The following is a 25,809-nucleotide window of genomic DNA, read 5'->3' as shown; positions in this document are numbered from 1 at the left end:
ATGCGGACATGCCGCGTGTGAAGTGCTGAGGGAACCTAGCACCCGTGCTGACCTGCATGGGAACCGCCTTCTGTGGGAGGCCGGCTCCCCCTTCGGCGACCGCCCTCGGAGCCCGGACGCGGCCCTCGCGCACCCGGGCGTGGCCGGATTTCCGCGCCCCTCCGCGGCCCCGTACGCGCCCGCGCTCTCTCCCTTACCCGCCCGTGCCGCTGATCGCGCACGCGCCCGTACCCCTCCGCGTACGCGATGAGCGACACTGGATGTTTGGCCGACCGGCGACCGGACGAGGCGGCCGTACGGAAAGGGTGAGGCGTGAACGGACCACTGATCGTCCAGAGCGACAAGACACTCCTGCTCGAGGTGGACCACGAGCAGGCGGACGCCTGCCGCCGCGCCATCGCTCCCTTCGCGGAGCTGGAGCGGGCGCCGGAGCACATCCACACCTACCGCGTCACCCCGCTCGGTCTGTGGAACGCCCGGGCCGCCGGCCATGACGCCGAGCAGGTCGTGGACGCGCTGGTCGAGTTCTCCCGGTACCCCGTGCCACACGCGCTGCTCGTCGACGTCGCCGAGACGATGGCCCGCTACGGCCGCCTCACGCTCTCCAAGCACCCCACCCACGGCCTCGTCCTCACCAGCACCGACCGTCCGGTCCTGGAGGAGATCCTCCGCTCGAAGAAGATCCAGCCGCTCGTCGGCGCCCGGCTCGACCCCGACACGGTCGCCGTGCACCCCTCCGAGCGCGGCCAGATCAAGCAGACCCTGCTGAAGCTCGGCTGGCCGGCGGAGGACCTCGCCGGTTACGTGGACGGCGAGGCGCACCGGATCGACCTGGCCGAGGACGGCTGGGCCCTGCGTCCGTACCAGAAGCAGGCCGTCGAGGGCTTCTGGCACGGCGGCTCCGGTGTCGTCGTCCTCCCCTGTGGCGCCGGAAAGACGCTGGTCGGAGCCGGTGCCATGGCCCAGGCCAAGGCGACGACGCTGATCCTCGTCACCAACACCGTCTCGGCCCGGCAGTGGAAGCACGAGCTGGTGAAGCGGACCTCGCTCACCGAGGACGAGATCGGCGAGTACAGCGGTACGAAGAAGGAGATCCGGCCGGTCACCATCGCCACGTACCAGGTGCTGACCACCCGCCGTAAGGGCGTCTATCCGCACCTGGAGCTCTTCGACTCCCGCGACTGGGGCCTGATCGTCTACGACGAGGTGCATCTGCTGCCCGCGCCCGTCTTCAAGTTCACCGCCGACCTCCAGGCGCGTCGCCGGCTCGGCCTGACGGCGACCCTCGTGCGCGAGGACGGCCGCGAGTCCGACGTCTTCTCGCTCATCGGCCCCAAGCGCTTCGACGCGCCCTGGAAGGAGATCGAGGCGCAGGGCTACATCGCCCCGGCCGACTGTGTGGAGGTGCGGGTCAACCTCACCGAGACGGAGCGGCTTGCCTACGCGACCGCCGAGGCGGAGGAGAAGTACCGCTTCTGCGCGACGACGGCGACGAAGCGGAAGGTGACGGAGGCGCTGGTACGGAAGTTCGCGGGCCAGCAGACCCTCGTCATCGGCCAGTACATCGACCAGCTCGACGAGCTCGGCGAGCACCTGAACGCTCCGGTCATCAAGGGCGAGACCTCCAACGCGCAGCGCGAGAAGCTCTTCGACGCCTTCCGCAACGGCGAGATCTCGGTCCTGGTCGTGTCCAAGGTCGCGAACTTCTCGATCGACCTGCCGGAGGCGACGGTCGCGATCCAGGTGTCGGGCACCTTCGGCTCGCGCCAGGAGGAGGCCCAGCGGCTGGGGCGGGTGCTGCGGCCCAAGGCGGACGGGCACCAGGCGCACTTCTACTCGGTCGTCGCGCGGGACACGATCGACCAGGACTTCGCGGCGCACCGGCAGCGGTTCCTGGCGGAGCAGGGGTACGCGTACCGGATCGTGGACGCGGACGAGCTGCTGCGCTGAGGCGCCGGGCATCGCGGGACGGCCCGGGGCCCGGGCTCAGTCCAGCAGCGCGACGACCGGGGCGACGAAGGCCAGGACGTACTGGATCAGGACGGCCTTGGCCCGCGGTCCGATGTCGAGCGCGTCGCGGGGGACGGCGGCGGCGAGAACGCCGATGACGCTGCCGAGGCCCACGGCCCACATGGCGGCGGTGCTGGCGGAACCGGCGACTCCGTCGCCGCCGATGGAGTCCTCCAGAATGATCACGCAGGTGGCGATGAAGGAGAGGAGGAGCAGGGCGAGGCCACCGAGGGCGGTCAACCGCAGCGCGGCCTGAGAGACGGGGGCGGTGGCGGTGTCGGTGGCCTGCGGAGCAGCGGGGTCGGGCGTCGTCGTCATGCCCTGATCACATCAGGGCGAGGAGGACGCGGGCCTCGGCGGGCGTACTCAGCCGGGGGAGTGCGGGTACTCAGATCGGCGGGCGGTGCCTGGCGCGGCGAGCGGCGGGGGTGGCCCTGCGAGCGGGTTGCCCGGTTCGGTGGCGGCCCTGAGGATGGGTGCCTTCTTCGGTGGTGACGGGCGGCGGCCTCAGTGGCGGTGCCTGACCCCGGCCTCTTCGGCGTACTCCCCGAGGACGGCGACGCTGAAGGCGGCGCGGACGAAGACCTTGGCGGCGCGCAGAGCGTTGCCGACCCGGTGGGCGGGGCGCGGGCCGGCACCGGTGGCCGTGGCGCCGGGGGCGTGGGTGAAGGTTGCTGTGCTCATGACTCCATGGTGGTCCCCGGGGCCCCGAACGGCGTCGGTCCGAGGACTGAACCGCGGCGCCGCCCGCGTACGACTCCAGGCATACGGCGTCCCCTACGGGTCGTACGGGCGGCCCCCGGACGGCCCCCGGACGGCCCGTAAAACGGTTCGACCCGGCCGTGGCCGAGGGCTAGAATCGCCAGCTTCCCCCGCCTCCTTCGCGGAGCGCCGCCGTCCGGACGGAAACCGGCGGCAGCCACGACGTGCATCCACGCAACCCCGAACCGGAGGCAGAGCCGTGCCCGCGCACGACCCCGAGCACCCCCTGGATCCGCAGGATCCCCTGGCGCACGAGCGCGCCCACCTCACCTCCTCCCGCGCCGCGCTGCGCGCCATGCGGGAGGACGTCCAGGCCCTCGACATCCGCGACGTCACGGCGAACTGGGTCAACGCCGTCGTCCTGGAGGCCCAGATCGAGGAGAGGATCAAGGCGCTCGCCGACCTCGCGCACACCCCGCTGTTCTTCGGCCGCCTCGACTACCTCCACACGACACAGGAGGGTCAGCGCTTCTACATCGGCCGCCGTCACGTCCACGACGCCGGGGGCGACCCGATGGTGATCGACTGGCGTGCGCCGGTCTCGCAGCCGTTCTACCGGGCGTCGAAGCAGGACCCGCAGGACGTGGCGCTGCGGCGGCGGTTCGGTTACACCGGGGGCGAGCTCACGGCGTACGAGGACGAACACCTCACCGACCCGTCGGAGGCCGCGCGGACCAGCAAGCTGCTCCAGACGGAGATCGAACGCCCGCGTGTCGGCCCGATGCGGGACATCGTCGCGACGATCCAGCCCGAGCAGGACGAGATCGTCCGCTCGGGCCTGTCCGGCACGGTCTGTGTGCAGGGCGGGCCCGGCACCGGCAAGACCGCCGTCGGCCTGCACCGGGTGGCGTATCTGCTGTACGCGCACCGGGAGCGGCTGGCCCGAACCGGCACCCTCGTCGTCGGACCGAACGACTCCTTCCTCCACTACATCGAGCAAGTGCTGCCCGCGCTGGGCGAGTTGGAGGTCCAGCAGGCGACGGTCGCCGACCTGGTCGCGCATGTCGAGGTACGGGGGACGGACGAGGCCGCGACGGCGGTGATCAAGGGTGACGAACGGATGGCGGAGGTGCTGCGGCGGGCGCTGCGCTCCCACGTCACCCTGCCCGAGGAACCGCTGATGGTCGTGAGGGGATCGCGCCGCTGGCGCGTCCCCGCCCACGAACTCGAAGAGATCGTCCAGGAGTTGCTGGACCGGGACATCCGCTACGGGGCGGCTCGCGAGGCCCTCCCGCAGCGCATCGCGCACGCGGTGCTGGTCCGGATGGAACAGGCCGGCGAGGCGCCGGACGACCGGGTCCAGGACGCGGTGGCGCGCAACGCGGCGGTGAAGGCGACCGTCAGGATGCTCTGGCCGCCGGTGGACCCGGCGAAGCTCGTCCTGCGTCTCCTCTCCGAGCCGGAGTTCCTGGCCGCGCACGCCGACGGCATCCTCACCGACGACGAGCAGAAGCTCCTACTGTGGCGGAAGCCGGGCCGGTCGGTGAAGTCGGCGAAGTGGTCGGCGGCGGACGCGGTCCTCATCGACGAGGCGGCGGACCTGGTGGCACGGACGCACTCCCTGGGCCATGTCGTCCTCGACGAGGCCCAGGACCTCTCCCCGATGCAGTACCGCGCGGTGGGCCGCCGCTGCACGACCGGCTCGGCGACCGTCCTCGGCGACCTGGCCCAGGGCACGACGCCCTGGGCGACGGAGAGCTGGGCGGAGGCGCTGCGGCACCTGGGCAAGCCGGACGCGGTGGTCGAGGAGCTGACGGCGGGCTTCCGCGTACCCCGCGAGGTGATCGCGTACGCGTCGCGCCTGCTGCCCCACATGTCCCCGGGCCTGGCCCCCGTCTCCTCGGTCCGCGAGACGCCGGGGTCCCTGGAGATCCGGGCGGTCGAGCGGGTCGAGGACCTGGACGCGGCGGTCGTGGCGGCCTGTGTCGCGTCGCTGCGCCACGAGGGCTCGATCGGCCTGATCGCCGCGGACCCGCGCATCCCGTCCCTGGCGGCGGCCCTGGAGGCCGCGGGCCTCTCCCCCTTGTCCCCGGGCGAGGAGACGACCCAGGAATCCCGGCTGACGCTGGTCCCGGCGTCCCTGGCGAAGGGTCTGGAGTACGACTACGTGGTCCTGGACGAGCCGGCGGCGGTCGTCGACGCGGAGCCGGACGAACGTACGGGCCTCCGGCGCCTGTACGTGGCCCTGACGAGGGCGGTCTCGGGGCTGACGGTCCTGCACGCGGCGGGGCTGCCGTGGCAGCTCGGGGAGTAGGGCTCGAGGGCGGTGGAGTTCGTCGGGGGGCCCGTCCGCATCCGACGGACCCGGCCCGCCGCGAGAAATCCCTCCACACCCCCTGGTGCAGTATCTTGGACTGAAGGTCCACCCCGATGAACTGATCTTGAAGGAAGCGTTCCGGTGACGGCGAACAATCCCCGCACGGCCCCGGCGTCCGCCCCGGCCCCGGCCCCCACACCCTCCGCCGCATCCGCCGTCGCCCTGCCCGAGGTCGTCGCCGCTCAGCCGGACGCGCCGTCCGCCCCTCGCGGCGGCGCCCTGGGCTCCGTCGCCCTCGTCGTCGCCGGCGGTCTCTCCGTGCAGTTCGGCTCCGCCGTCGCCGTTCTGCTCATGCCCCGCGCGGGCGCTCTCGGTGTCGTGACCCTGCGGCTCGTTCTCGCCGCGGTCGTCCTGCTGGTCGTCTGCCGTCCCAAGGTGCGCGGTCACACCCGCTCCGACTGGACGACCGTCCTCGTCTTCGGCGCGGTGATGGCCGCGATGAACCTGCTCTTCTACCAGTCCACCGCCCGGATCCCGCTCGGCGTGGCCGTCACCCTGGAGGTCCTCGGCCCGCTCGCCCTCTCCGTCGTCGCCTCGCGCCGCCTGATCAACGTGGTGTGGGCCGGCCTGGCCCTTGCCGGCGTGGTCCTCCTGGGCGGCGGCGGCTTCGGCCGGCTCGATCCTCTCGGCGCCGCCTTCGCGCTGGCCGCCGGCGCCGCGTGGGCCGCGTACATCGTCTTCAGTGCCCGTACCGGAAGGCGCTTCCCGCAGGCCGACGGGCTCGCTCTCGCGATGGCCGTCGGTGCCGTGCTCACCCTGCCCCTGGGCCTCGCCGAGTCCGGCTCCAAGCTGCTCGCGCCCTCCACCATCGGGCTCGGCCTGGCCGTCGCCCTCATGTCGTCCGTCCTGCCCTACACCCTCGAACTGCTCGCGCTGCGCCGCCTCCCGGCGCCCACCTTCGCCGTTCTGATGAGTCTGGAACCGGCCATCGCGGCGACCGCCGGGTTCCTGGTCCTCCATCAGGCGCTGAGTGCCACCGACGCCGTGGCGATCGCCCTGGTCATCGCAGCGAGCATGGGCGCGGTCCGCTCCCAGATGCCGGCGAGGACGGGGCGCTCCAGGAGGGCGTGGCGGTCCCGGGGCCCGGCAGGGACGGCCAAAAAGTAAAGCAAGCACGCTTGATTGTTTCTCCGGGCGCTGCCATGCTCCTCGGCACACAGCCGTGTCCCGAGGGGAGCGCACCGTGTCCGACCCTGCCGTCGTCCTCGACGATCTGCGCAGCGAAAGCCAGGAGCTCGACGCCCTGGTAGCGGGTTCGAGTCCGGAGCGGTGGGCCACGCCCACTCCCGCCGCCGGCTGGAGCGTCGCCCACCAGATCGCCCACCTCGCCTGGACCGACGGCGCCGCGCTCCTCGCCGTCACCGATCCCGACGCCTTCGCCGCCGAGGCGCGGAAGGCCGCCACCGCCCCCGACTCCTTCGTCGACGAGGGCGCGGAGACGGGCGCCGCCCTGCCGCCCGCCGAGCTTCTCGCCCGCTGGCGCGCCGGCCGCGAGCAGCTCCAGGAGGCCCTGCGCGCCGCGCCCGCCAGTGCCCGTTTCCCCTGGTACGGGCCGCCCATGAGCGCGACCTCCATGGGTACGGCCCGCCTCATGGAGACCTGGGCCCACGGCCAGGACGTGGCCGACGCGCTCGGAGTCGTACGCGAACCGACCGACCGGCTGCGGCATGTGGCGTGGATCGGGGTACGGGCCCGGGACTACGCCTATTTCGTGCGGGGCATCGAGCCGCCCGCCGAGCCGTTCCGCGTGGAGCTGGTCGCCCCCGACGGTGAGGAGTGGCTGTTCGGGCCCCCCGACGCCTCCCAGCGCGTCACCGGCCCGGCCCTCGACTTCTGTCTCCTCGTCACCCAGCGGGCGCACCGCGACGACCTGGCCCTGCGCGCCGAGGGCGCCGACGCCACGCGGTGGCTGGAGATCGCCCAGGCCTTCGCCGGCCCGGCAGGACCCGGCCGCGCACCCCGGAGCGGCCGGTGACCGGCGGGCGTCACGGCGACGACCCGATCCCGGGCCGGCCCGGCACCGGAGGCGGCCTCCCCGACGATTCGGCCCCGCCGCACGCACCGGCCCCCCTCCGCATCGGGAACGCCTCCGGTTTCTACGGTGACCGCTTCGACGCCGTGCGCGAGATGCTCACGGGGGGCGAACTCGACGTCCTCACCGGTGACTATCTCGCGGAGCTCACCCTGCTCATCCTCGGCCGCGACCGCCTCAAGGACCCCGGCGCGGGGTACGCGCGCACGTTCCTGCGGCAGATGGAGGAGGGCCTCGGTCTCGCGCGGGAGCGTGCCGTGAAGCTGGTGACCAACGCGGGCGGGCTCAACCCGGCCGGGCTCGCCGCCGCCCTGCGCACGCTCGCCGACCGCCTGGGTCTGCCCGTCCGGATCGCGCATGTCGAGGGCGATCAGCTCCCCGCGCCCGACGGCGTGCTCACCGCCAACGCGTATCTCGGCGGCGGCGGGATCGCGGCCTGTCTGCACGCCGGCGCCGATGTCGTGGTCACCGGCCGCGTCACGGACGCCGCCCTGGTCACCGGCCCGGCGCAGTGGCACTTCGGCTGGGGCCCGGAGGAGTACGACAGGCTTGCGGGCGCGGTCGTCGCCGGGCACGTCCTGGAGTGCGGGACCCAGGCCACCGGCGGCAACTACGCCTTCTTCACCGGCCACGACGTGCGCCGCCCGGGCTTCCCCGTCGCCGAGATCCACGCCGACGGCACCTCGGTGATCACCAAGCAGGACGGTACGGGCGGGGTCGTCGACCTCGGCACGGTCACCGCGCAGCTGCTGTACGAGACGGCGGGCGCCCGGTACGCCGGGCCGGACGTCACCGCCCGCCTCGACACCGTGCGGCTCACCCAGGAGGGCCCCGACCGGGTCGCGATCAGCGGCGTACGCGGCGAGGCCCCGCCCCCGACCCTCAAGGCCGGGCTGACCCGGCTCGGCGGCTGGCGCAACGAGGTCGTGTTCGTCCTGACCGGGCTCGACATCGAGGCCAAGGCCGCGCTGGTGAAGGACCAGATCGAGGACGCCTTCGCGCGCGCCAAGTCCCGTCCTGACCATGTGCGGTGGGAGCTGGCCCGCACCGACCGGGCGGACGCCGCCACGGAGGAGACCGCGAGCGCGCTGCTGCGGCTCGTCGTGCGCGACTCCGACCCGCAGGCGGTCGGACGCGCGCTGAGTGGCGCGGCGATCGAGCTGGCGCTCGGCAGCTACCCCGGATTCCATGTCACCGCGCCGCCGGGGAAGGGATCGCCGTACGGCGTCTTCGAGGCCGCGTACGTCCCGGCGGGGGAGGTCACTCACACGGCGGTGCTGCCGGACGGGTCGCGCCAGGTGATCCCCGCCCCCGTACACACCGCCGCGCTGGAGGCCGTCCCGCAGCCCCCGCTCCCCGCGCCGCTCCCCGGGGGGCCGACCCGCCGGGCGCCGCTGGGTCTGGTCGTGGGAGCCAGGAGCGGCGACAAGGGCGGTGACGCCAATGTCGGCGTCTGGGCCGGGAGCGACGCGAGCTGGCGCTGGCTGGCCCACGCCCTGACCGTCGACCGGTTCCGCGCGCTCCTCCCGGAGGCCGCCGGCCTGGACGTCGTACGCCATGTGCTCCCGGAGCTGCGGGCGTTGAACTTCGTCGTCACCGGCCTGCTCGGGGAGGGAGTCGCCGCCCGGGCCCGTTTCGACCCGCAGGCCAAGGGCCTCGGTGAATGGCTCCGCTCGCGGCACATCGACATCCCGGAGGAACTCCTGTGACCGTGCTCGCCTCCGCCCTCGACACCGGCGGACCCGACTACGCCGCTCACCGCGCGGCCATGCTCGACAAGCTCGCCGCGCTCGACGCGGAGCACGCGAAGTCGCTCGCGGGCGGCGGCGAGAAGTACGTCGCCCGGCACCGGGCGCGCGGCAAGCTCCTCGCCCGCGAACGCATCGAGCTGCTCGTCGACCCCGACACGCCGTTCCTCGAACTGTCGCCGCTCGCCGCCTGGGGCAGCGAGTACCCGGTCGGCGCGTCCATCGTCACCGGCATCGGGACCGTCGAGGGGGTCGAGTGCCTGATCACCGCCAACGACCCGACCGTCCGGGGCGGTGCCTCCAACCCCTGGACGCTGAAGAAGGCCCTGCGCGCGAACGAGATCGCGTACGCCAACCGGCTTCCGTGCATCGCCCTCGTGGAGTCCGGCGGCGCCGACCTGCCGTCGCAGAAGGAGATCTTCATCCCCGGCGGGGCGCTGTTCCGGGACATCACGCGCCTGTCGGCGGCCGGGATACCCACGATCGCGGTGGTCTTCGGCAACTCGACGGCGGGCGGGGCGTACGTCCCCGGCATGTCCGACCACACCGTGATGATCAAGGAGCGGTCGAAGGTCTTCCTCGGCGGGCCACCGCTGGTGAAGATGGCGACCGGCGAGGAGAGCGACGACGAGTCCCTCGGCGGCGCCGAGATGCACGCCCGCACTTCCGGGCTCGCCGACCACTACGCCGTCGACGAGCCGGACGCGCTGCGCCAGGCCCGTCGGATCGTCGCCCGTCTGAACCACCGCAAGGCGCGCCCCGCGCCCGGGCCGTTCATGTCACCCACGTACGACGAGGACGAACTGCTCGGGATCGTCCCGGGGGACCTGAAGACGCCCTTCGATCCGCGTGAGGTGATCGCGCGGATCGTGGACGGCTCGGACTTCGACGAGTTCAAGCCGCTGTACGGCACGAGCCTGGTGACCGGATGGGCGTCGCTGCACGGCTACCCGGTCGGCATCCTCGCCAACGCGCAGGGCGTGCTCTTCAGCGCCGAGTCCCAGAAGGCGGCGCAGTTCATCCAGCTGGCCAACCAGCGGGACGTCCCGCTGGTGTTCCTGCACAACACCACCGGCTACATGGTCGGCAGGGAGTACGAGCAGGGCGGCATCATCAAGCACGGCGCGATGATGATCAACGCGGTGGCGAACTCGAAGGTCCCGCATCTGTCGCTCCTGATGGGGGCGTCGTACGGCGCCGGGCACTACGGCATGTGCGGGCGGGCGTACGACCCGCGCTTCCTCTTCGTCTGGCCCAGCGCCAAGTCGGCGGTCATGGGGCCGCAGCAGCTCGCCGGTGTCCTGTCGATCGTCGCGCGCGCGTCGGCCGCGGCGAAGGGGCAGCCGTACGACGACGAGGCGGACGCGGGACTGCGCGCGATGGTGGAGCAGCAGATCGAATCCGAGTCACTGCCGATGTTCCTGTCGGGGCGGCTGTACGACGACGGGGTCATCGATCCCCGTGACACCCGCACGGTCCTCGGGCTGTGCCTGTCCGCGATCCACACGGCCCCCGTCGAAGGCGCGCGCGGCGGCTACGGCGTCTTCCGAATGTGAGGCCCCTGATGACTCAGTCGACTCAGTCGTTGATCCGTTCCGTCCTGGTCGCGAACCGGGGCGAGATCGCCTGCCGGGTCTTCCGCACCTGCCGTGAGCTGGGCATCGGGACGGTGGCGGTGTACTCGGACGCGGACGCCTCCGCGCTGCACGTCCGGGAGGCCGACGCGGCCGTACGGCTGCCGGGGGTGACGCCGGCCGAGACATATCTGCGCGGCGACCTGATCGTGAAGGCGGCGCTCGCGGCGGGCGCGGACGCGGTCCACCCGGGGTACGGCTTCCTGTCCGAGAACGCGGAGTTCGCGGCGGCGGTGGCGGACGCGGGGCTGGTGTGGATCGGGCCGCCGCCGGCCGCGATCGAGGCGATGGCGTCGAAGACGCGGGCCAAGGAGCTGATGGGCCTCGCCCCGCTGACGGAGGTCACGGCGGCGGACCTGCCGGTGCTCGTGAAGGCGGCGGCGGGGGGCGGTGGCCGCGGTATGCGCGTCGTGCGGGAACTCGCCTCGCTGGACGCCGAATTGGAGGCGGCCCGGGCGGAGGCGCTGAGCGCGTTCGGGGACGGCGAGGTCTTCGTCGAGCCGTACGTGGAGGGCGGCCGCCATGTCGAGGTGCAGATACTCGCGGACGGGCACGGCACGGCCTGGGCGCTCGGCACCCGCGACTGCTCGCTGCAGCGCCGCCACCAGAAGGTGATCGAGGAGGCCCCGGCCCCTGGCCTGTCGGACGCGCTGGTGGAGCGGTTGCACGCGACGGCGGTACGGGCGGCGCGGGCGGTCGGATACGTGGGCGCGGGGACGGTCGAGTTCCTGGTCGCGGGCGACCGCGCGCACTTCCTGGAGATGAACACCCGTCTCCAGGTCGAACACCCCGTCACGGAGGCCGTGTTCGATGTCGACCTGGTGGCGCTCCAGATCAGTGTCGCGGAGGGTGGCGAGCTCCCCGCAGAGCCGCCCGTGGCCCGCGGCCACGCGGTGGAGGCCCGGCTGTACGCGGAGGACCCGGCGAAGGGCTGGGCGCCGCAGACCGGCACCCTGCACCGGCTGTCCGTACCCGGCGTGCGCCTCGACACCGGCTACGCCTCCGGGGACCACATCGGAGTCCACTACGACCCCATGCTCGCCAAGGCCATCGTCTGGGCACCGACCCGGGCGCAGGCCGTACGGAAGCTCGCGCACGCCCTGGAACAGGCCCGGGTCGAGGGGCCCGTCACCAATCGGGAGCTGCTCGTGCGGTCGCTGCGGCACCCGGAGTTCGTCGAGGGGCGCCTCGACACCGGGTTCTACGAGCGGAACCTCGACGCGCTCACCCGCCCGGATGCCGCCGGTCAGGCGCACGCCGCCGTCGCCGCGGCTCTCGCGGACGCGGCCGCGGGCGGGGGACTCGGGGCGTGGCGGAACGTGGCGTCGCAGGACCAGGTGAAGGTGTACGGGGACCACGAGGTCCGGTACCGCCGGAGCAGGGACGGGTACGTGGTCACGGCTCCGGAGGGGATCCGGGTCGTCGAGGCCGCGCCGGGGCGCGTGCGCCTGGAGGCCGACGGGGTCGTCCGGCGTTTCGACGTGGCCCGCCACGGCGACGTCGTGCACGTCGGCGCCCACCGGCTCACCGCCCGCCCCCGCTTCGCCGATCCGCGGGACCGTACCGAGCCCGGATCCCTGCTCGCGCCCATGCCCGGCACCGTCGTCCGGGTCGCCGAGATCGCGGTCGGCCACCGGGTCGACGCCGGGCAGCCGCTCGTCTGGCTGGAGGCCATGAAGATGGAGCACCGGATCACCGCTCCCGCCTCCGGCACGCTCACCGCGCTCCACGCCGCCCCCGGCCGCCAGGTCGAGGTCGGTGCCCTTCTCGCCGTCGTACAGAACGAAGCACAGGAGGAGCAGACCTCATGAGCCATGTCATCGAGAGCCGCGAACACACCGCGCTGCGCGCCGCCGTCTCCGCCCTCGGGCAGCGCCACGGCAGGGGCTTCGACCGGGAGGAGCTGTGGGCGGAGGCCGGCAAGCTCGGCTATCTGGGCGTGAACCTGCCGGAGGAGTACGGCGGCGGAGGCGGCGGCATGGCCGAGCTCTCCATAGTCCTGGAGGAGTTGGGCGCGGCAGGTGCCCCGCTGCTCATGATGGTCGTCTCGCCCGCCATCTGCGGCACGGTCATCGCCCGCTTCGGCACCGACGAGCAGAAGCGCGCCTGGCTCCCCGGCCTCGCCGACGGCACCCGCACCATGGCCTTCGGCATCACCGAGCCCGACGCGGGCTCGAACTCGCACCGGATCACCACCACCGCCCGCAGGACGGAGGACGGGTGGGTCCTGAGTGGCCGCAAGGTCTTCGTCTCCGGTGTGGACATCGCCGACGCCACCCTCATCGTCGGCCGCACCTCGGACGCCCGCACCGGGTCCCTCAGGCCCTGTCTCTTCATCGTCCCGCGGGACGCCGAAGGCTTCGAGCGGCGCCGGATCGACATGGAACTGGCCGCGCACGAGAAGCAGTTCGAACTCGTCCTCGACGATGTCCACCTCCCCGCCGACGCGCTCGTGGGTGGGGGCGCCTCCCACGCCGAAGGCTGTGGGGGAGAGGACGCCGGGCTGCTCCAGCTCTTCGCCGGTCTCAACCCCGAGCGGGTCATGACCGCCGCCTTCGCCATCGGCATGGGGCGCTACGCCATCGGCAAGGCCGTCGCCTACGCAAAGGAGCGACAGGTCTGGAAGTCCCCCATCGGCGCCCACCAGGCCATCGCACACCCGCTCGCCCAGGCCCACATCGAGCTGGAGCTCGCCCGGCTGATGATGCAGAAGGCCGCCGCCCTCTACGACGCGGGCGACGACATCGGCGCGGGAGAGGCCGCGAACATGGCCAAGTACGCAGCGGCGGAGGCCTGCGTGAAGGCGGTCGACCAGTCCGTCCACACCCTCGGCGGCAACGGCCTCACCCGTGAGTTCGGGCTCGCCTCGCTCATCACGGCGTCCCGCGTCGCCCGGATCGCACCGGTCAGCCGCGAAATGATCCTCAATTACGTATCCCACCAGTCCCTGGGTCTCCCCAAGTCGTACTGAGAGGCACGATTCTGGCCGTCCGATCCTTCTCCGAGGGGGCTGTTCATGTCTTCAGCGGTGTTCTCCAGCGAGTACGCGGATGTGCCGGCCGTTTCCCTTCCCATCCACGACGCCGTACTCGGCCGGGCGGCCACCGAGTACGGCGACGCGGTCGCCCTGGTCGACGGCGTCACCGGCACCGCCGTCACCTACGCGCGGCTCGACGCGCATCACCGGCGGATCGCCGCCTCGCTCGCCGAGGCGGGCGTCCGCAAGGGTGATGTGGTGGCGCTGCACAGCCCCAACTCCGTGCTCTACCCGGCGGTGTTCTACGGCTCCACCCGAGCCGGCGCCTCGGTGACCACCGTCCATCCGCTGTCCACGGCGGAGGAGTTCGCCAAGCAGCTGCGCGACTCGGCGGCCCGCTGGATCGTCACCGTCTCACCGCTCCTCGACGTGGCCCGGCGAGCCTCGGAACTCGTCGGCGGGATCGAGGAGATCTTCGTCTGCGACGCGCCCGGCGCGTTCGGCTCGACCGCGCCCGAGCCGTCCGTCGCCATCGACCCGGCCGAGGACATCGCCGCCCTGCCGTACTCCTCCGGGACGACCGGCATCCCCAAGGGCGTGATGCTCACCCACCGTTCGATCGCCACCAACCTGGCGCAGCTCTCCCCGCTGATACCCATGGGTCCGGGCGACCGGATCCTCGCCGTGCTGCCGTTCTTCCACATCTACGGCCTCACCGCGCTGATGAACGCCCCGCTGCGGCAGGGCGCCACCGTCGTCGTACTGCCCCGCTTCGACCTCGACCAGTTCCTCGCCGCGATCGAGAAGCACCGCATCAACGGCCTGTACGTGGCCCCGCCGATCATCCTGGCCCTCGCCAAGCATCCGTCGGTGGCGCGGCACGACCTGTCGTCGCTGGAGTACATCGTCTGCTCCGCCGCCCCGCTGGACGCCGCGCTCGCGCAGGCCTGTTCGGCACGCCTCGGCCTGCCGCCGGTGCGCCAGGCGTACGGGATGACCGAGCTGTCGCCCGGCACGCACGTCGTCCCGCTGGACGCCGACGCGCCGCCGCCGGGCACCGTCGGAAAGCTGCTCCCGGGTACCGAGATGAGGCTGCTGTCCATCGACGACCCCGGCAGGGACGCCGGGGTGGGCGAGGAGGGCGAGATCGCGATCCGCGGCCCACAGGTCATGAAAGGCTATCTGGGACGGCCCGAGGCCACCGCGGCGATGATCGACGCCGACGGGTGGGTGCACACCGGAGACATCGGGCGGGTCGACGAGGACGGCTGGCTGTTCGTCGTCGACCGGGTCAAGGAACTCATCAAGTACAAGGGCTTCCAGGTGGCCCCCGCCGAGCTGGAGGCGCTGCTGCTCACCCATGAACAGGTCGCCGACGCGGCGGTGATCGGGGTCCTGGACGAGGACGGCAACGAGATCCCGAAGGCCTTCGTGGTGCGCCGGCCCACCGCGGACGGCCTCACCGCGGACGACCTGATCGGCTTCGTGGCCGGAAAGGTCGCCCCGTACAAGAAGATCCGGCGTGTGGAGTTCATCGGAGCGGTACCCCGGGCCGCTTCGGGGAAGATCCTCCGTCGGGAGCTGAGGGACCGAGAAGGGGAGCGAGACAGCGCATGACGTACGTCAAGAGCGCCCACGAGCGCGGCATCACCACCCTGACCCTGGACTCACCGGCCAACCGCAACGCGCTCTCCGCGCAGCTCGTCGCCGAGCTGGCCGGGGCACTGGAGGAGTGCGCCAAGGACCAGGCGGTGCGGGCCGTGGTGCTCACGCACACCGGCTCGACGTTCAGCGCGGGCGCGGATCTGAAGGCGCCGCCCAGTCCGTACGCCTTCGTGGCGCTGCTGCGGCGGATCGTCGAGCTGCCGAAACCGGTGGTGGCCCGGGTAGCCGGGCACGTCAGGGCCGGCGGTATGGGCCTGGTCGGCGCCTGCGACCTCGCGGTGGCGTCGCCGGACGCGGACTTCGCGCTCACGGAGGTACGGATCGGGGTGGCGCCGGCCGTCATCTCGCTCACGCTGCTGCCGAAGCTGGAGCCACGGGCCGCCGCCCGCTACTACCTCACCGGGGAGCGCTTCGACACGGCCGAGGCGGTACGGATGGGCCTGGTGACGGCCACCGACGACGCGCTGGACGGCATCCTGGACGGGCTGCGCAAGGCCTCCCCGCAGGGGCTGGCGGAGTCCAAGCGCCTGGTCACGGCTAGGGTGCTGGCAGCCTTCGAGCGGGACGCGGAGGACCTGGTCCAGCGCTCCGCGACGCTCTTCGCCTCGGCGGAGGCGCGCGAGGGGATGACGGCCTTCCTCGAACGACGGGACCCCGCATGGGTGTGGTGACCAGCCCCAAACAGGACCGCAGCCGGGCGACCCGGCAACGGCTCCTGGAGGCGGCCGTGTCCTGCCTGGCCGAACACGGCTGGGCGGGCTCGACCGTCTCGGTGGTCGCCGAACGGGCCGGCGTCTCGCGCGGCGCGGCCCAGCACCACTTCCCGACCCGGGAGGACCTCTTCACGGCGGCCGTCGAATACGTCGCCGAGGAACGCTCGCATGCCCTGCGCACCCTTCCGGCCAAGAACCGCGCGGCCGTCGTGGGCGCTCTGGTGGACCTGTACACGGGTCCGCTGTTCCGCGCGGCCCTGCACCTGTGGGTCGCCGCCTCGAACGAGGAGCAGCTGCGCCCGCGTGTCACCGAGCTGGAGGCCCGCGTCGGCCGTGAGTCGCACCGGATCGCCGTCGAACTTCTCGGCGCGGACGAGTCCCGCCCGGGTGTGCGCGAGACGGTCCAGGGACTTCTGGACATGGCCCGGGGTCTGGGCCTGGCCACTCTCCTGACCGACGACACGGCCCGCCGGGAGCGCGTGGTGGCACAGTGGGCCGCTCTCCTCGACGAGGCGCTGGACTGAACCCGGAGGCCCGGGCAGGGGTGTGATCCGGGTCACTAGCCATCCGCGCGCCGCGCAGTAATCTGAGGGCATGCTTTCGCTCGTACGCCGCCGCCACGTGGACTTCGTCCGCGTTACGAGCATGGGCTGTCGACGCTCCACCTGATCTTCGAAGCCCCCCTCTCCATCAGGCACCCGGAGCCCCGCCCCACCCCATGGCGCCGCCCCGGGCACCCGTACACCCCGCGGATGCAACCATGACGGACTCGCAGTCGTACTCCCAGCTTCCGATCATCGATCTCTCGGCCGTCGACCAGTCCCCCCAGGCGCGCCGGCTGCTCCACGCCCAGCTGCACAGCGCGGCCCATGACGTCGGCTTCTTCCAGCTCGTCGGACATGGCGTCACGGACGCCGAGACCGACGCCCTGATGCGGGCGATGCGGGCCTTCTTCGCGCTTCCCGAGGCCGACCGGCTGGCGATCGACAACATCAACTCGCCGCACTTCCGCGGCTACACCCGCATCGGCGACGAGCGCACCGGCGGCTCGCGCGACTGGCGCGACCAGCTCGACATCGGCGCCGAGCGCCCCGCGCACGTCCCCGGCCCGGGCGAGGCCCCCTACTGGTGGCTCCAGGGCCCCAACCAGTGGCCCGACGCCCTCCCGGAGCTGCGCACCGCCGCCCTGAACTGGGTCGAACGGCTCAGCGGCGTCGCGGAGCGGCTCCTGCGCGAGCTCCTCGTGGCCATCGGCGCCCCGGCCGACTTCTACGACGACGCCTTCGGCCCCCGCGCCCATCCGCACCTCAAGATGGTCCGCTACCCGGGCAGCGCGAACGACGGCGCCGACCAGGGCGTCGGCGCGCACAAGGACTACGGCTTCCTGACCCTGCTGCTGCAGGACCAGGTCGGTGGCCTCCAGGTGCAGCGCGAGGACGGTCTCTTCCACGACGTTCCGCCGCTGCCCGGCGCCTTCGTCGTCAACCTCGGCGAGCTCCTCGAAGTCGCCACGGACGGCTATCTGCTCGCCACCAACCACCGGGTGGTCAGCCCGCCCGGGGCCACCGAGCGCTTCTCGGTGCCGTTCTTCTACAACCCGCGCCTGGACGCCAGGATCGAGCGCGTGCCGTTCCCGTACGCGCGGAACGCGCCCGGGGTCACGGCCGACCCGGCGAACCCGCTGTTCGCCGAGTACGGCCGCAATGAACTCAAGGGCAAGCTGCGCGCTCATCCCCTGGTCGCCGCCCGCCACCACGCGGGCCTGCTGCTCCAGGAGCGTCAGCCCGCGATGTCCCCGTAGCCCTCGACCTCGCGGGGGTTGCGGGTGCCGGGGCCGACGTAGCGCGCGGAGGGGCGCACCAGGCGGCCCGTGCGCTTCTGTTCCAGGATGTGGGCCGACCAGCCGGCCGTCCGGGCGCAGGTGAACATCGAGGTGAACATGTGCGCCGGGACCTCGGCGAAGTCCAGCATGATCGCCGCCCAGAACTCGACGTTCGTGGCGAGGACGCGGTCGGGGCGGCGGTTGTGCAGCTCCTCCAGCGCGGCCTTCTCCAGGGCCTCGGCGATCTCGAAGCGCGGCGCTCCGAGCTCCTTGGCCGTGCGGCGCAGCACGCGGGCACGCGGGTCCTCGGCGCGGTAGACCCGGTGGCCGAAGCCCATGAGCCGCTCGCCCTTGTCCAGGGCCTGCTTGACGTACGCGGTGGCGTCGCCGGTCCGCTCGATCTCCTCGATCATGCCGAGGACCCGGGAGGGCGCGCCGCCGTGCAGCGGGCCGGACATGGCGCCGACGGCGCCGGACAGCGCCGCGGCCACGTCGGCGCCGGTGGAGGCGATGACGCGGGCGGTGAACGTGGAGGCGTTCATGCCGTGTTCGGCGGCGGACGTCCAGTAGGCGTCGACGGCCTTGACGTGCTTGGGGTCCGGCTCGCCGCGCCAGCGGATCATGAAGCGCTCGACGACGGACTCCGCCTTGTCGATCTCGCTCTGCGGGACCATCGGCAGGCCCTGTCCGCGCGCGGACTGGGCGACGTACGACAGGGCCATGACGGCGGCGCGCGCGAGGTCGTCGCGGGCCTGCTCGGCATCGATGTCCAGGAGCGGTTTCAGGCCCCAGACGGGCGCGAGCATCGCCAGCGCGGACTGGACGTCCACCCGGATGTCACCGGAGTGCACCGGAATGGGGAAGGGCTCGGCGGCCGGCAGGCCGGGGTTGAACGCCCCGTCGACCAGCAGGCCCCAGACGTTCCCGAAGGACACATGGCCCACCAGGTCTTCGATGTCGACGCCCCGGTAACGGAGGGCACCGCCCTCCTTGTCGGGTTCGGCGATCTCCGTTTCGAACGCGACGACTCCTTCGAGTCCGGGTACGAAGTCGGACATCAGGCGGCTCCTCAGAAATGGGTACGACAGACGAACAAGCTCGTTGGGGGGTGATGCCCCGTGCGGCGAGCGGTCACCCCCACCGCGTCGTAGGGGGGCCACAGTGGCCCAGCGGAGAGTTTGGCGGGTTCTGCCGATGCGGGGAAGCGTGACAACCGGCACACTGCGCCATTCCGCTCAACAAGGATTAGCGGCACTCGGTGCCGGGCAGACTGCGCCCTGCGGCAGGATGGGGGTGTGACAGACGCCCTCGATCCCGCTGACATGCGTGAGCAGTACCGGACCACGGAGCTGCACGTGGAGGACCTCGCGCCCGACCCGATCGAACAGTTCGCCCGCTGGTTCAAGGACGCGGCGGCCGCGACCGCCGCCATCCACGAACCGAACGCCATGGTCGTGTCGACGTCGACGCCCGACGGCAGGCCGTCGTCGCGCACGGTGCTGATGAAGCACTACGACGAGGCGGGCCTCGTCTTCTACACGAACTACACCTCCCGCAAGGGCCATGAGCTGGCCGCCAACCCGCACGTCTCGCTGCTCTTCCCCTGGCATCCGCTGGCCCGCCAGGTGATCATCACCGGTACGGCGGCACGCACCGGCCGCGACGAGACGGCCGCGTACTTCCGCACCCGTCCGCACGGCTCGCAGCTGGGCGCGTGGGCGAGCCACCAGTCGTCGGCGATCGGCTCCCGCGAGGAGCTGCTGAGCCGGTACGAGGAGCTGGCCGCCCGCTACCCGGAGAGCGAGCAGGTGCCGGTGCCGCCGGAGTGGGGCGGCTTCCGGGTCGTGCCGGAGACGGTGGAGTTCTGGCAGGGGCACGAGAACCGACTGCACGACCGGCTGCGGTACGTGCGGGACACCGGTGGGGAGTCGGGCTGGACGGTCGAGCGCCTGTCCCCGTGAGCCCCGGGGTCACGGGGAGAGTTTCCGGCCCTCGGCGAGGGCCGTCTCCACCGCGTGCGGGATGTCCGTGACCGGGAACTGCACATGGCGCACGGTGCGCTCCCGGTCCAGTACCAGCACCGCCCGCTTCAGCCGCAGCGCCTGACCGGCGCGGAACGTGGGCAGCCGCAGCGCCGCCGACAGCCGGCTGTCCATGTCGGAGAGCAGCGGGAAGGGGATGTCCTCCGCCTCGGCGAACGCGCGCTGCTCGTCGGGGCGCTGCGTGCTGAGGCCGCGCACGGCGATTCCGGCCGCGGTGAAGGTGGCGTACGCGTCGCGGAAGAGCCGGTTCTCCAGGGTGCAGCCGACCGTGCCGGGGATGTCGGACCAGTTCTCCGGCAGGGGGCTCGGCCGCCCGGTGGCCGGGTAGCAGAAGAGGACCGTGGCGGCCGCCTCCGGGTCCACGGGGTCGAGGTCGCCGCCGGTGTGCGCGGGCAGCGTGAGGCGCGGCAGCCGGGTGCCGGGCAGGTCGTGGAGGCGGTGCGCCTCGGCGCTCTCCTCCCCGGCGGTGCCGGTGAGTGTGCCGTCGCCGAGCAGCCAGCGGTCGGCCCAGTCCTGCATGGACACGAGGACGGGCAGCAGGGCGCGGCCGATGTCGCTGAGCCGGTACTCGTACCGGACGGGCCCCTGCTGGTACGGGACCTTGTCCAGGACCCCGCTGTCGACCAGGTGGTTCAGCCGTTCGGTGAGCACCTTGCGGGAGATGTCGAGCTCGCGCTGGAGCTCGTCGAAGCGGTGCCGGCCGCGGGCGGTCTCGCGTACCAGCAGCAGGCTCCACCAGTCGCCGATCACGGCCGCGGCCTGGGCGATGGCACAGGCGGCGTCGCGCTCGGGTACTGCTCGGCCCATCGGCGTTCCCTTCCCTCGGTGCGTCGGTCCATCTTGCGCCACCGGGTAAGTTCCCGATAGAAACTCAGTGTAAGTTCCCAAAAGAAACTCACTGACTCCGGGGGAGAGATCCGTGCCCACAGCCTGGGCAACCGCCTGGCGCACCTGGCAGATGACCCGCCGCGCCTACCCATGGACCTACGCCGTCGGCACCGTCCTGCCCGCCGCACTCGCCATCGCCCTCGCCGCCCTCGCCTACGACGCCATCGGCGGCGGCAGCGTCGGCGACGACTTCGCCGAAAGCAGCGGCACCAGCGCCTATCTCGCCTACATCGCGGTGGGCGCGACCGCCTTCCAGTTCACCGTCCGCCTCATCCTCTGGTCGGCCAAGGCGCTCATCACCGAACAGCGCCAGGGCACCCTCGGCGCCCTGCTCATCGCCCCCGCCGGCCGCTTCCCCTACCTCCTCGGCTTCACGGCCTTCGCCGTCGTCAGCAGCCTCGTCGAATTCCTCGGCCTGGGCGTGGTGATCGCGCTGTTGGGCATCACCGCCCCCGTCTCCTCACCCCTCGGCGCGCTCGCCGGAGCCACCGCCCTCATCTGCGCCGTCTTCGCGCTCTCCGTCGGCCTCGGGGCCCTGATGATCGCGGCGGGCGAGGCCCACATCTCCCAGAACACCGTCTTCATGCTCCTCGGCCTGCTCTGCGGCTTCACCTTCCCGCGCGCCTACCTGCCCGAGCCCGCCCAGTGGCTCGCCGAACTCCTCCCGGTGACCTCCGCCGTCGACGTACTCCACGGATCACTCACCGGCGGCCAGAGCCTCCCCCACCTGCTGCCGAGGCTCGGCGTCTGCGCCGCCCTGACCGCCGTATACCTGCTGGCCGGCCTGAAGCTGCTGCCCCGCGCGGAGGCCCGCGCCGTCGAAAGGACGTACTGACCATGAGCACACCCGGCATCGCCGTTCGCGCGCTGCGCAAGGAATTCCCCGTACGCGACAAGGGAATCCTCGGTCCCCGCACGCTCAAGCGGGCCGTCGACGGCCTCGACCTCGACATCCCGCCCGGCCGCATCACCGGACTGCTCGGCCTCAACGGCGCAGGCAAGACCACCACCATCAAAATGCTGGCCACCCTCCTGCGCCCCACCTCCGGGACGATCCGCGTCGACGGCCTCGACACCGTCGACGACGCCCGCGCCGTACGCCGCCGCATCAACCTCATCGCCGGCGGCGAACGCATGGTCTACACCCGGATGACCGGACGCGAGAACCTCTGGTACTTCGGCCAGCTCTACGACGTCCCCAAGCCCGAACTGCGCGCCCGCACCGAGGAACTCCTCGCGCTGGTGGGCCTGTCCGACGCCGCCGACACCATGGTCGAGCGGTACTCGCGCGGCATGACCCAGCGCCTCGCCATCGCCCGCGGCCTCATCAACCGCCCCGCCTATCTCCTCCTCGACGAGCCCACCCTCGGCCTCGACGCCCCCATCGCCCGCGATCTGCGCCGCGTCGTCGCCGACCTCGCGGCCACCGGCACCGGCGTCCTGCTCACCTCCCACTATCTGGCCGAGGTCGAGGAACTCTGCGGCCACGTCTACGTGATCTCCCGGGGCCGACACCTCGCGGAGGGCAGCCCCGCGGAGCTGAAGGCCGCCACGGGAAGCCACCGGACCGTACGCATCACGGTGACGAACCCCGGCGCGGCCGTCACCGACACCGTCACCCGCTTCGGCGCGACCTCCCACCCCCTCGCCGACGGCGGCGAGTTGATCACCCTGCGGCACCCGGACAACATCGCGGGCCCGCTGGCCGCGGCGATCATCGAGGCGGGCGGCCAGATCGGCGGCCTGGAGATCGCCGAAGCCAGCCTCGAGGACGCGATCCTCACCCTCACGGACACCCCCGAGGCGGTGTCCGTATGAGCCACGCCCTGCGCGTCTTCAGGGCCGAGGCCCTCAAACAGCACCGCCGCCTCTTCGGCCAGCCGCTCGTCGTCTTCTCGATGCTGGTCTGGCCCGTCCTCCAACTGGCCACCACCTACTACACGCTGCGCCCCATCGCCACCGCGTCCCCCGCCGCCGCGAACTGGCCGATGGCCGCCGACCCCGACCGCCTCCTGGCCTTCCTCGCCACCGGCACCCTCGCGTACGCCTTCTTCTTCTCCCTCGTCCAGTCCGCCTGGCACTTCTCCTTCGAACGGGCCACCGGCACCCTGGAACTCCTCTTCCTCTCCCCGGCCGGCCGGCTCACCCTGATGATCGCCAACGGCGCGGGCGCGCTCCTCCAGAACGCCTGGCTCCTGACCTGCTTCACCGTCGCCGCGCTCACCGGCTTCGGCTCCCTGACCGTCGCGTCCTGGTGGATGCTCGCCGTCGTCTTCCTCGCCCTGCTGGTCCCGGCGGTCGCCTGGGGCGCGTTCCTCAACAGCGTGCTGGTCTTCTCCCGCGACTCGGCGTTCCTCTACACGATCCTCGACGAGCCCCTCTGGTTCGTCTCGGGCGTCCGCCTGCCCACCTTCGCGCTCCCCACGGCCGTCCAGGTCGTCGGAGCGGCCTTCCCTCTCACCGGCAGCCTGCTGGCGGTGCGGGGCGCCCTCCTGGAGGGCCGCACCCTCGCCGACCTGGCCCTACCGCTCACCGGCCTGGGCGCGCTGAGCGCCCTGCTGCTCGCGGCGTCCGCCGTGATCCTGCGGCTGGGGGAGGCGCGGGTCCAGCGGACGGGCAAGCTGGGCCTCGCGTGACGGGCGCCGGAGCGCCGCCCCGTTCCGCGTAGCGCACCGTGCTACGGCGTACTACGCTCACCCCATGAAGACCATCACCCAACGGGAGCTCGCCGCCCGCTCCAAAGCGGTCCTCGACGAGGTGGAGGCGGGCGAGACGTTCCATATCACCCGCAACGGAATGGAGATCGCCGAGGTCCGCCCCCTCAGTACGCGACGGCGCTTCATCCCGGTCGAAGAGCTGCAGCGCAAGTGGCGCGCCGCGCCACGCGTCGACCATGCCGCCATGCGCGAGGAAGCGGACGACTTCTTCGGCGGCGACGACCGCCTCGGCCCCGAGGCGGATCCGTGGGAGCGCAACCGTGACTGAGAGGCGCGCCCGCGGCCTGCTGGACACGTGCGCCGTCATCGACCTGCCGGACCTCGATCCCGCACGACTGCCGAGGGAGATCGCGATTCCCTCGGTCGTCCTCGCCGAGCTGGCGCAGGGGGTGGCGATGGCGAAGGACCCCGTGGACTCCCTGGCGCGGGCCCAGCGGCTCGCCGACGCGGAGGCGGACTTCGACGCCATTCCGTTCACCCGCGAGGCCGCGCGGCGGTACGGCACGCTGGTCGCCCTCACGCTCCGAGCGGGCCGGGACCCGGGACCGCGCCGCATCGACCTCATGATCGCGGCCACTGCGGCGGCGGAGGGCCTGCCGCTCTACACGCGCAATCCGGACGACTTCAAGGGCCTTGAGCAGGGCGTCGAGATCGTCGCGGTCTGACCCGCCCGCGCCGGCGCCGGGCCCGGAGACGCAGACGACCCGTGGGCCTTTGGTTCCTGCCGTACGGGACGACAGGAAGCCGGCCGGACTTACCGGCGGCCCACGGGTCGGGTGACTGCGTGGATGTTCGGCAGATCGGCCTGCCGGGGTGCACAGAGTGCGACGGCAGGCGTCAGCCCGCAGTCACCTCGCTGGTCCGGTGAGAAATCACTTCCGGATCACCTCCTTTCATGCGTGAAATCGACACTAGGCATCGACGGGGGCCGCATCAACCCCTTTTTTGCCGCGGGTGCTCGCGCGCCCGCACGGCGCGCTCCTGTTTCCCGGGCGCAACGATTTCGCTGAACCGGGTGTGTCCTGGGTCACGTTCCAGTTGAATGGCCCCGCGTGCAGTAGCACGCGTGACACACGTCCTGCAGGGGGTGCCGGGATGAGTGCTTCGTGGCGTGGAACGGCCCATGCCGTCGGGCCGGGCGAGCCGGACGGCGAGGACTCCGAGCGCGAGGGGCCCGAGCGTGAGGCGACGGGGTCCGATCTGCTGGCCGCGCTGCTCGACGGGATGGACGCGGCGCTCTGCGCGCTCGACGCGGACGGAACCGTCACCCACTGGAACCGCGAGGCCGAGCGGATCCTCGGCTGGAGCGCCGAGGAGGCCGTCGGGCGGCGTGGATTCGCCGGGTGGGCCGTGCGCAGCGCGGACGCCGAGGACGTGCAGGGACGGCTGATGGGGGCGATGCACGCGCCCGGGCGGCAGGTGCACGAGTTCGCGCTGTTGCGCAAGGACGGCGGGCGGGTGCTCGTACGGACGCAGTCGGCGGGGGTGCGGGCGGCGGACGGGAAGCCCGCCGGGGTGTACTGCGCGTTCAGTGAGGTGCACGCCCAGATCGACCTGGAGCGGTCCATCGCGCTGAGCGAGGCGCTGTTCGCGGATGCCTCCTGGGGGGTCGTCCTCGTCGACGTGGACCTGCGGCCCACCGTGGTGAACGGGCACGCCGCCCGCGCGCTCGGTGCCGGGCGGACCTCGCTGCTCGGCCGACCCCTCGGGGAGTTCCTCGTCCAGGGCGTGGAGGAGCTGGAGTGCGCCCTGCAGTACGTACTGGCCGAGGGCGCGCCGCGCGAGCCGGCCGAGGTGTGGGTGACGCTGCGGACGGGTGACGGTGAGCGGCGCCGGTGCTGGCGGAGCGGGTTCCTGCGGCTGGCGTCGCCGCTGGCGGAGGAGCCGGTGCCGCTCGGCGTGGGCTGGATGTTCCAGGACGTGACCGAGGCGAAGCTGGCGCAGCAGGAGGCGGACCGGTTGCGGTTCCGCTCCAGTCAGCTGCACCGGGCGGGGGTCGCGGCGGCGGAGTGCGAGGATCCGATGGAGGCGGCGACGTCGTATCTGGACTTCGCCCTGGCGGGCTTCGCGGACCATGTGCTGGTGGATCTGTGCGCGGGTGAGCGGCTGGTCCGTGCCGCCGCGACGCCGACGGGTGCGCCGGGGCCGGTGACGGTGGTGTCCGGCGGCGGGATCCCGGCGCGCTACCGGTCGGGCCACCCCGCCGTGCAGGCCGTGGACCGCATCGGCCCGGTCCGCGCGAGCGCGGGCGCCTCGTCCGCCCAGGCGGCCGAGGACTGGGCGGCCACCCGCCAATGGCCGCGCGACGCGGTCCACGCCCTGTGCGTGGTGCTCCGCAGCCGCGCCCGCACCCTGGGGGTCCTGACCTTCCTCCGCTCCGCCTCCCGTCCCCCTTTCGAACGCCCGGACGCGTCCTACGCGGAAACGGTCGCGGTCAGGGTGGCGGCGAGCCTGGACCTGGCGGGGAAGTAGGGAACGGGAA

General features: G+C 72.5%; 23 protein-coding genes. 19 read left to right on the top strand and 4 right to left on the bottom strand.

What is annotated here, in order from left to right:
- Positions 1-312: 312 nt before the first annotated feature.
- The gene (locus ACZ5VC_RS21690) at positions 313-1,950 is read left to right on the top strand and encodes a DNA repair helicase XPB (RefSeq protein WP_469121654.1); all 1,638 of its coding nucleotides are present in this window, start codon (positions 313-315) and stop codon (positions 1,948-1,950) included.
- A gap of 36 nt (positions 1,951-1,986) precedes the next feature.
- Here ACZ5VC_RS21690 and ACZ5VC_RS21685 read toward each other — a convergent pair whose 3' ends face one another.
- Together ACZ5VC_RS21685 and ACZ5VC_RS21680 are read right to left on the bottom strand one after the other, a co-directional pair.
- Positions 1,987-2,328, bottom strand: coding sequence for a hypothetical protein (locus ACZ5VC_RS21685; protein ID WP_469121653.1), 342 nt, complete (start codon positions 2,326-2,328; stop codon positions 1,987-1,989).
- Positions 2,329-2,517: 189 nt separating this feature from the next.
- The gene (locus tag ACZ5VC_RS21680; protein ID WP_468712007.1) at positions 2,518-2,694 is read right to left on the bottom strand and encodes a hypothetical protein; all 177 of its coding nucleotides are present in this window, start codon (positions 2,692-2,694) and stop codon (positions 2,518-2,520) included.
- Between the two features lie 277 nt (positions 2,695-2,971).
- Between ACZ5VC_RS21680 and ACZ5VC_RS21675 the strand changes: the two genes are divergently transcribed.
- The 11 genes from ACZ5VC_RS21675 to ACZ5VC_RS21625 all read left to right on the top strand — a co-directional run bounded on the left by ACZ5VC_RS21675 (position 2,972) and on the right by ACZ5VC_RS21625 (position 17,659).
- Positions 2,972-5,026 (top strand): HelD family protein, encoded by a 2,055-nt coding sequence (locus ACZ5VC_RS21675; RefSeq protein ID WP_469121652.1) that lies wholly within the window; start codon positions 2,972-2,974, stop codon positions 5,024-5,026.
- A gap of 225 nt (positions 5,027-5,251) precedes the next feature.
- On the top strand, positions 5,252-6,196 hold the full coding sequence (locus tag ACZ5VC_RS21670) for an EamA family transporter (protein ID WP_469121740.1): 945 nt from the start codon (positions 5,252-5,254) through the stop codon (positions 6,194-6,196).
- A 76-nt stretch (positions 6,197-6,272) separates the two neighbouring features.
- Positions 6,273-7,064 (top strand): TIGR03084 family metal-binding protein, encoded by a 792-nt coding sequence (locus ACZ5VC_RS21665; protein WP_469121651.1) that lies wholly within the window; start codon positions 6,273-6,275, stop codon positions 7,062-7,064.
- Positions 7,065-7,165: 101 nt separating this feature from the next.
- A complete protein-coding gene (locus tag ACZ5VC_RS21660) occupies positions 7,166-8,830 on the top strand; it encodes an acyclic terpene utilization AtuA family protein (RefSeq protein WP_469121739.1) in 1,665 nt (554 codons plus the stop codon).
- The gene (locus ACZ5VC_RS21655) at positions 8,827-10,425 is read left to right on the top strand and encodes an acyl-CoA carboxylase subunit beta (RefSeq protein WP_469121650.1); all 1,599 of its coding nucleotides are present in this window, start codon (positions 8,827-8,829) and stop codon (positions 10,423-10,425) included. The genes ACZ5VC_RS21660 and ACZ5VC_RS21655 overlap by 4 nt, the downstream gene beginning before the upstream one ends.
- Positions 10,426-10,454: 29 nt before the next feature.
- On the top strand, positions 10,455-12,314 hold the full coding sequence (locus ACZ5VC_RS21650) for an acetyl/propionyl/methylcrotonyl-CoA carboxylase subunit alpha (RefSeq protein WP_469121738.1): 1,860 nt from the start codon (positions 10,455-10,457) through the stop codon (positions 12,312-12,314).
- Positions 12,311-13,474 carry an acyl-CoA dehydrogenase family protein gene (locus ACZ5VC_RS21645; RefSeq protein ID WP_469121649.1) on the top strand — a complete coding sequence of 388 codons (1,164 nt, stop codon included), beginning with the start codon at positions 12,311-12,313 and terminating at the stop codon, positions 13,472-13,474. Before ACZ5VC_RS21650 ends, ACZ5VC_RS21645 begins: the two co-directional genes overlap by 4 nt.
- Before the next feature lie 45 nt (positions 13,475-13,519).
- The gene (locus ACZ5VC_RS21640; protein ID WP_469121648.1) at positions 13,520-15,097 is read left to right on the top strand and encodes a 4-coumarate--CoA ligase family protein; all 1,578 of its coding nucleotides are present in this window, start codon (positions 13,520-13,522) and stop codon (positions 15,095-15,097) included.
- Positions 15,094-15,816: an enoyl-CoA hydratase family protein gene (locus ACZ5VC_RS21635; protein ID WP_469121647.1), complete on the top strand. Its 723-nt coding sequence runs from the start codon at positions 15,094-15,096 to the stop codon at positions 15,814-15,816. Before ACZ5VC_RS21640 ends, ACZ5VC_RS21635 begins: the two co-directional genes overlap by 4 nt.
- Positions 15,804-16,382: a TetR/AcrR family transcriptional regulator gene (locus tag ACZ5VC_RS21630; RefSeq protein ID WP_469121646.1), complete on the top strand. Its 579-nt coding sequence runs from the start codon at positions 15,804-15,806 to the stop codon at positions 16,380-16,382. Before ACZ5VC_RS21635 ends, ACZ5VC_RS21630 begins: the two co-directional genes overlap by 13 nt.
- A gap of 236 nt (positions 16,383-16,618) precedes the next feature.
- Entirely contained in the window at positions 16,619-17,659 is a 1,041-nt protein-coding gene (locus ACZ5VC_RS21625; protein WP_469121645.1) for an isopenicillin N synthase family dioxygenase, read from the top strand.
- On the opposite strand, the gene ACZ5VC_RS21620 is transcribed toward ACZ5VC_RS21625, so the two are convergent.
- Positions 17,638-18,738: a citrate synthase 2 gene (locus ACZ5VC_RS21620; protein WP_469121644.1), complete on the bottom strand. Its 1,101-nt coding sequence runs from the start codon at positions 18,736-18,738 to the stop codon at positions 17,638-17,640. The genes ACZ5VC_RS21625 and ACZ5VC_RS21620 overlap by 22 nt on opposite strands.
- Positions 18,739-18,975: 237 nt before the next feature.
- Between ACZ5VC_RS21620 and pdxH the strand changes: the two genes are divergently transcribed.
- On the top strand, positions 18,976-19,641 hold the full coding sequence (pdxH, locus tag ACZ5VC_RS21615) for a pyridoxamine 5'-phosphate oxidase (protein WP_469121643.1): 666 nt from the start codon (positions 18,976-18,978) through the stop codon (positions 19,639-19,641).
- Positions 19,642-19,650: 9 nt separating this feature from the next.
- Here the strand turns inward: pdxH and ACZ5VC_RS21610 are convergent, their stop codons facing one another.
- Positions 19,651-20,529, bottom strand: coding sequence for a winged helix-turn-helix transcriptional regulator (locus ACZ5VC_RS21610; RefSeq protein ID WP_469121642.1), 879 nt, complete (start codon positions 20,527-20,529; stop codon positions 19,651-19,653).
- A gap of 112 nt (positions 20,530-20,641) precedes the next feature.
- On the opposite strand from ACZ5VC_RS21610, the gene ACZ5VC_RS21605 reads away from it, so the two are divergent.
- The 6 genes from ACZ5VC_RS21605 to ACZ5VC_RS21580 all read left to right on the top strand — a co-directional run bounded on the left by ACZ5VC_RS21605 (position 20,642) and on the right by ACZ5VC_RS21580 (position 25,799).
- The gene (locus ACZ5VC_RS21605) at positions 20,642-21,445 is read left to right on the top strand and encodes an ABC transporter permease (protein WP_469121641.1); all 804 of its coding nucleotides are present in this window, start codon (positions 20,642-20,644) and stop codon (positions 21,443-21,445) included.
- A 2-nt stretch (positions 21,446-21,447) separates the two neighbouring features.
- Positions 21,448-22,428 carry an ABC transporter ATP-binding protein gene (locus ACZ5VC_RS21600; RefSeq protein WP_469121640.1) on the top strand — a complete coding sequence of 327 codons (981 nt, stop codon included), beginning with the start codon at positions 21,448-21,450 and terminating at the stop codon, positions 22,426-22,428.
- Entirely contained in the window at positions 22,425-23,246 is an 822-nt protein-coding gene (locus ACZ5VC_RS21595; protein ID WP_469121639.1) for an ABC transporter permease, read from the top strand. Before ACZ5VC_RS21600 ends, ACZ5VC_RS21595 begins: the two co-directional genes overlap by 4 nt.
- 64 nt (positions 23,247-23,310) lie before the next feature.
- Complete coding sequence (locus ACZ5VC_RS21590) at positions 23,311-23,595, top strand: type II toxin-antitoxin system Phd/YefM family antitoxin (RefSeq protein WP_469121638.1); 285 nt, start codon at positions 23,311-23,313, stop codon at positions 23,593-23,595.
- Positions 23,588-23,992 (top strand): PIN domain-containing protein, encoded by a 405-nt coding sequence (locus ACZ5VC_RS21585; protein ID WP_469121637.1) that lies wholly within the window; start codon positions 23,588-23,590, stop codon positions 23,990-23,992. The genes ACZ5VC_RS21590 and ACZ5VC_RS21585 overlap by 8 nt, the downstream gene beginning before the upstream one ends.
- Before the next feature lie 430 nt (positions 23,993-24,422).
- Positions 24,423-25,799 (top strand): PAS domain-containing protein, encoded by a 1,377-nt coding sequence (locus ACZ5VC_RS21580; RefSeq protein WP_469121636.1) that lies wholly within the window; start codon positions 24,423-24,425, stop codon positions 25,797-25,799.
- The last annotated feature ends 10 nt before the right edge of the window (positions 25,800-25,809 follow it).

It is taken from the genome of Streptomyces sp. NPDC033174 (assembly GCF_055577795.1).
This window is presented reverse-complemented; position numbering and strand designations above follow the sequence as displayed.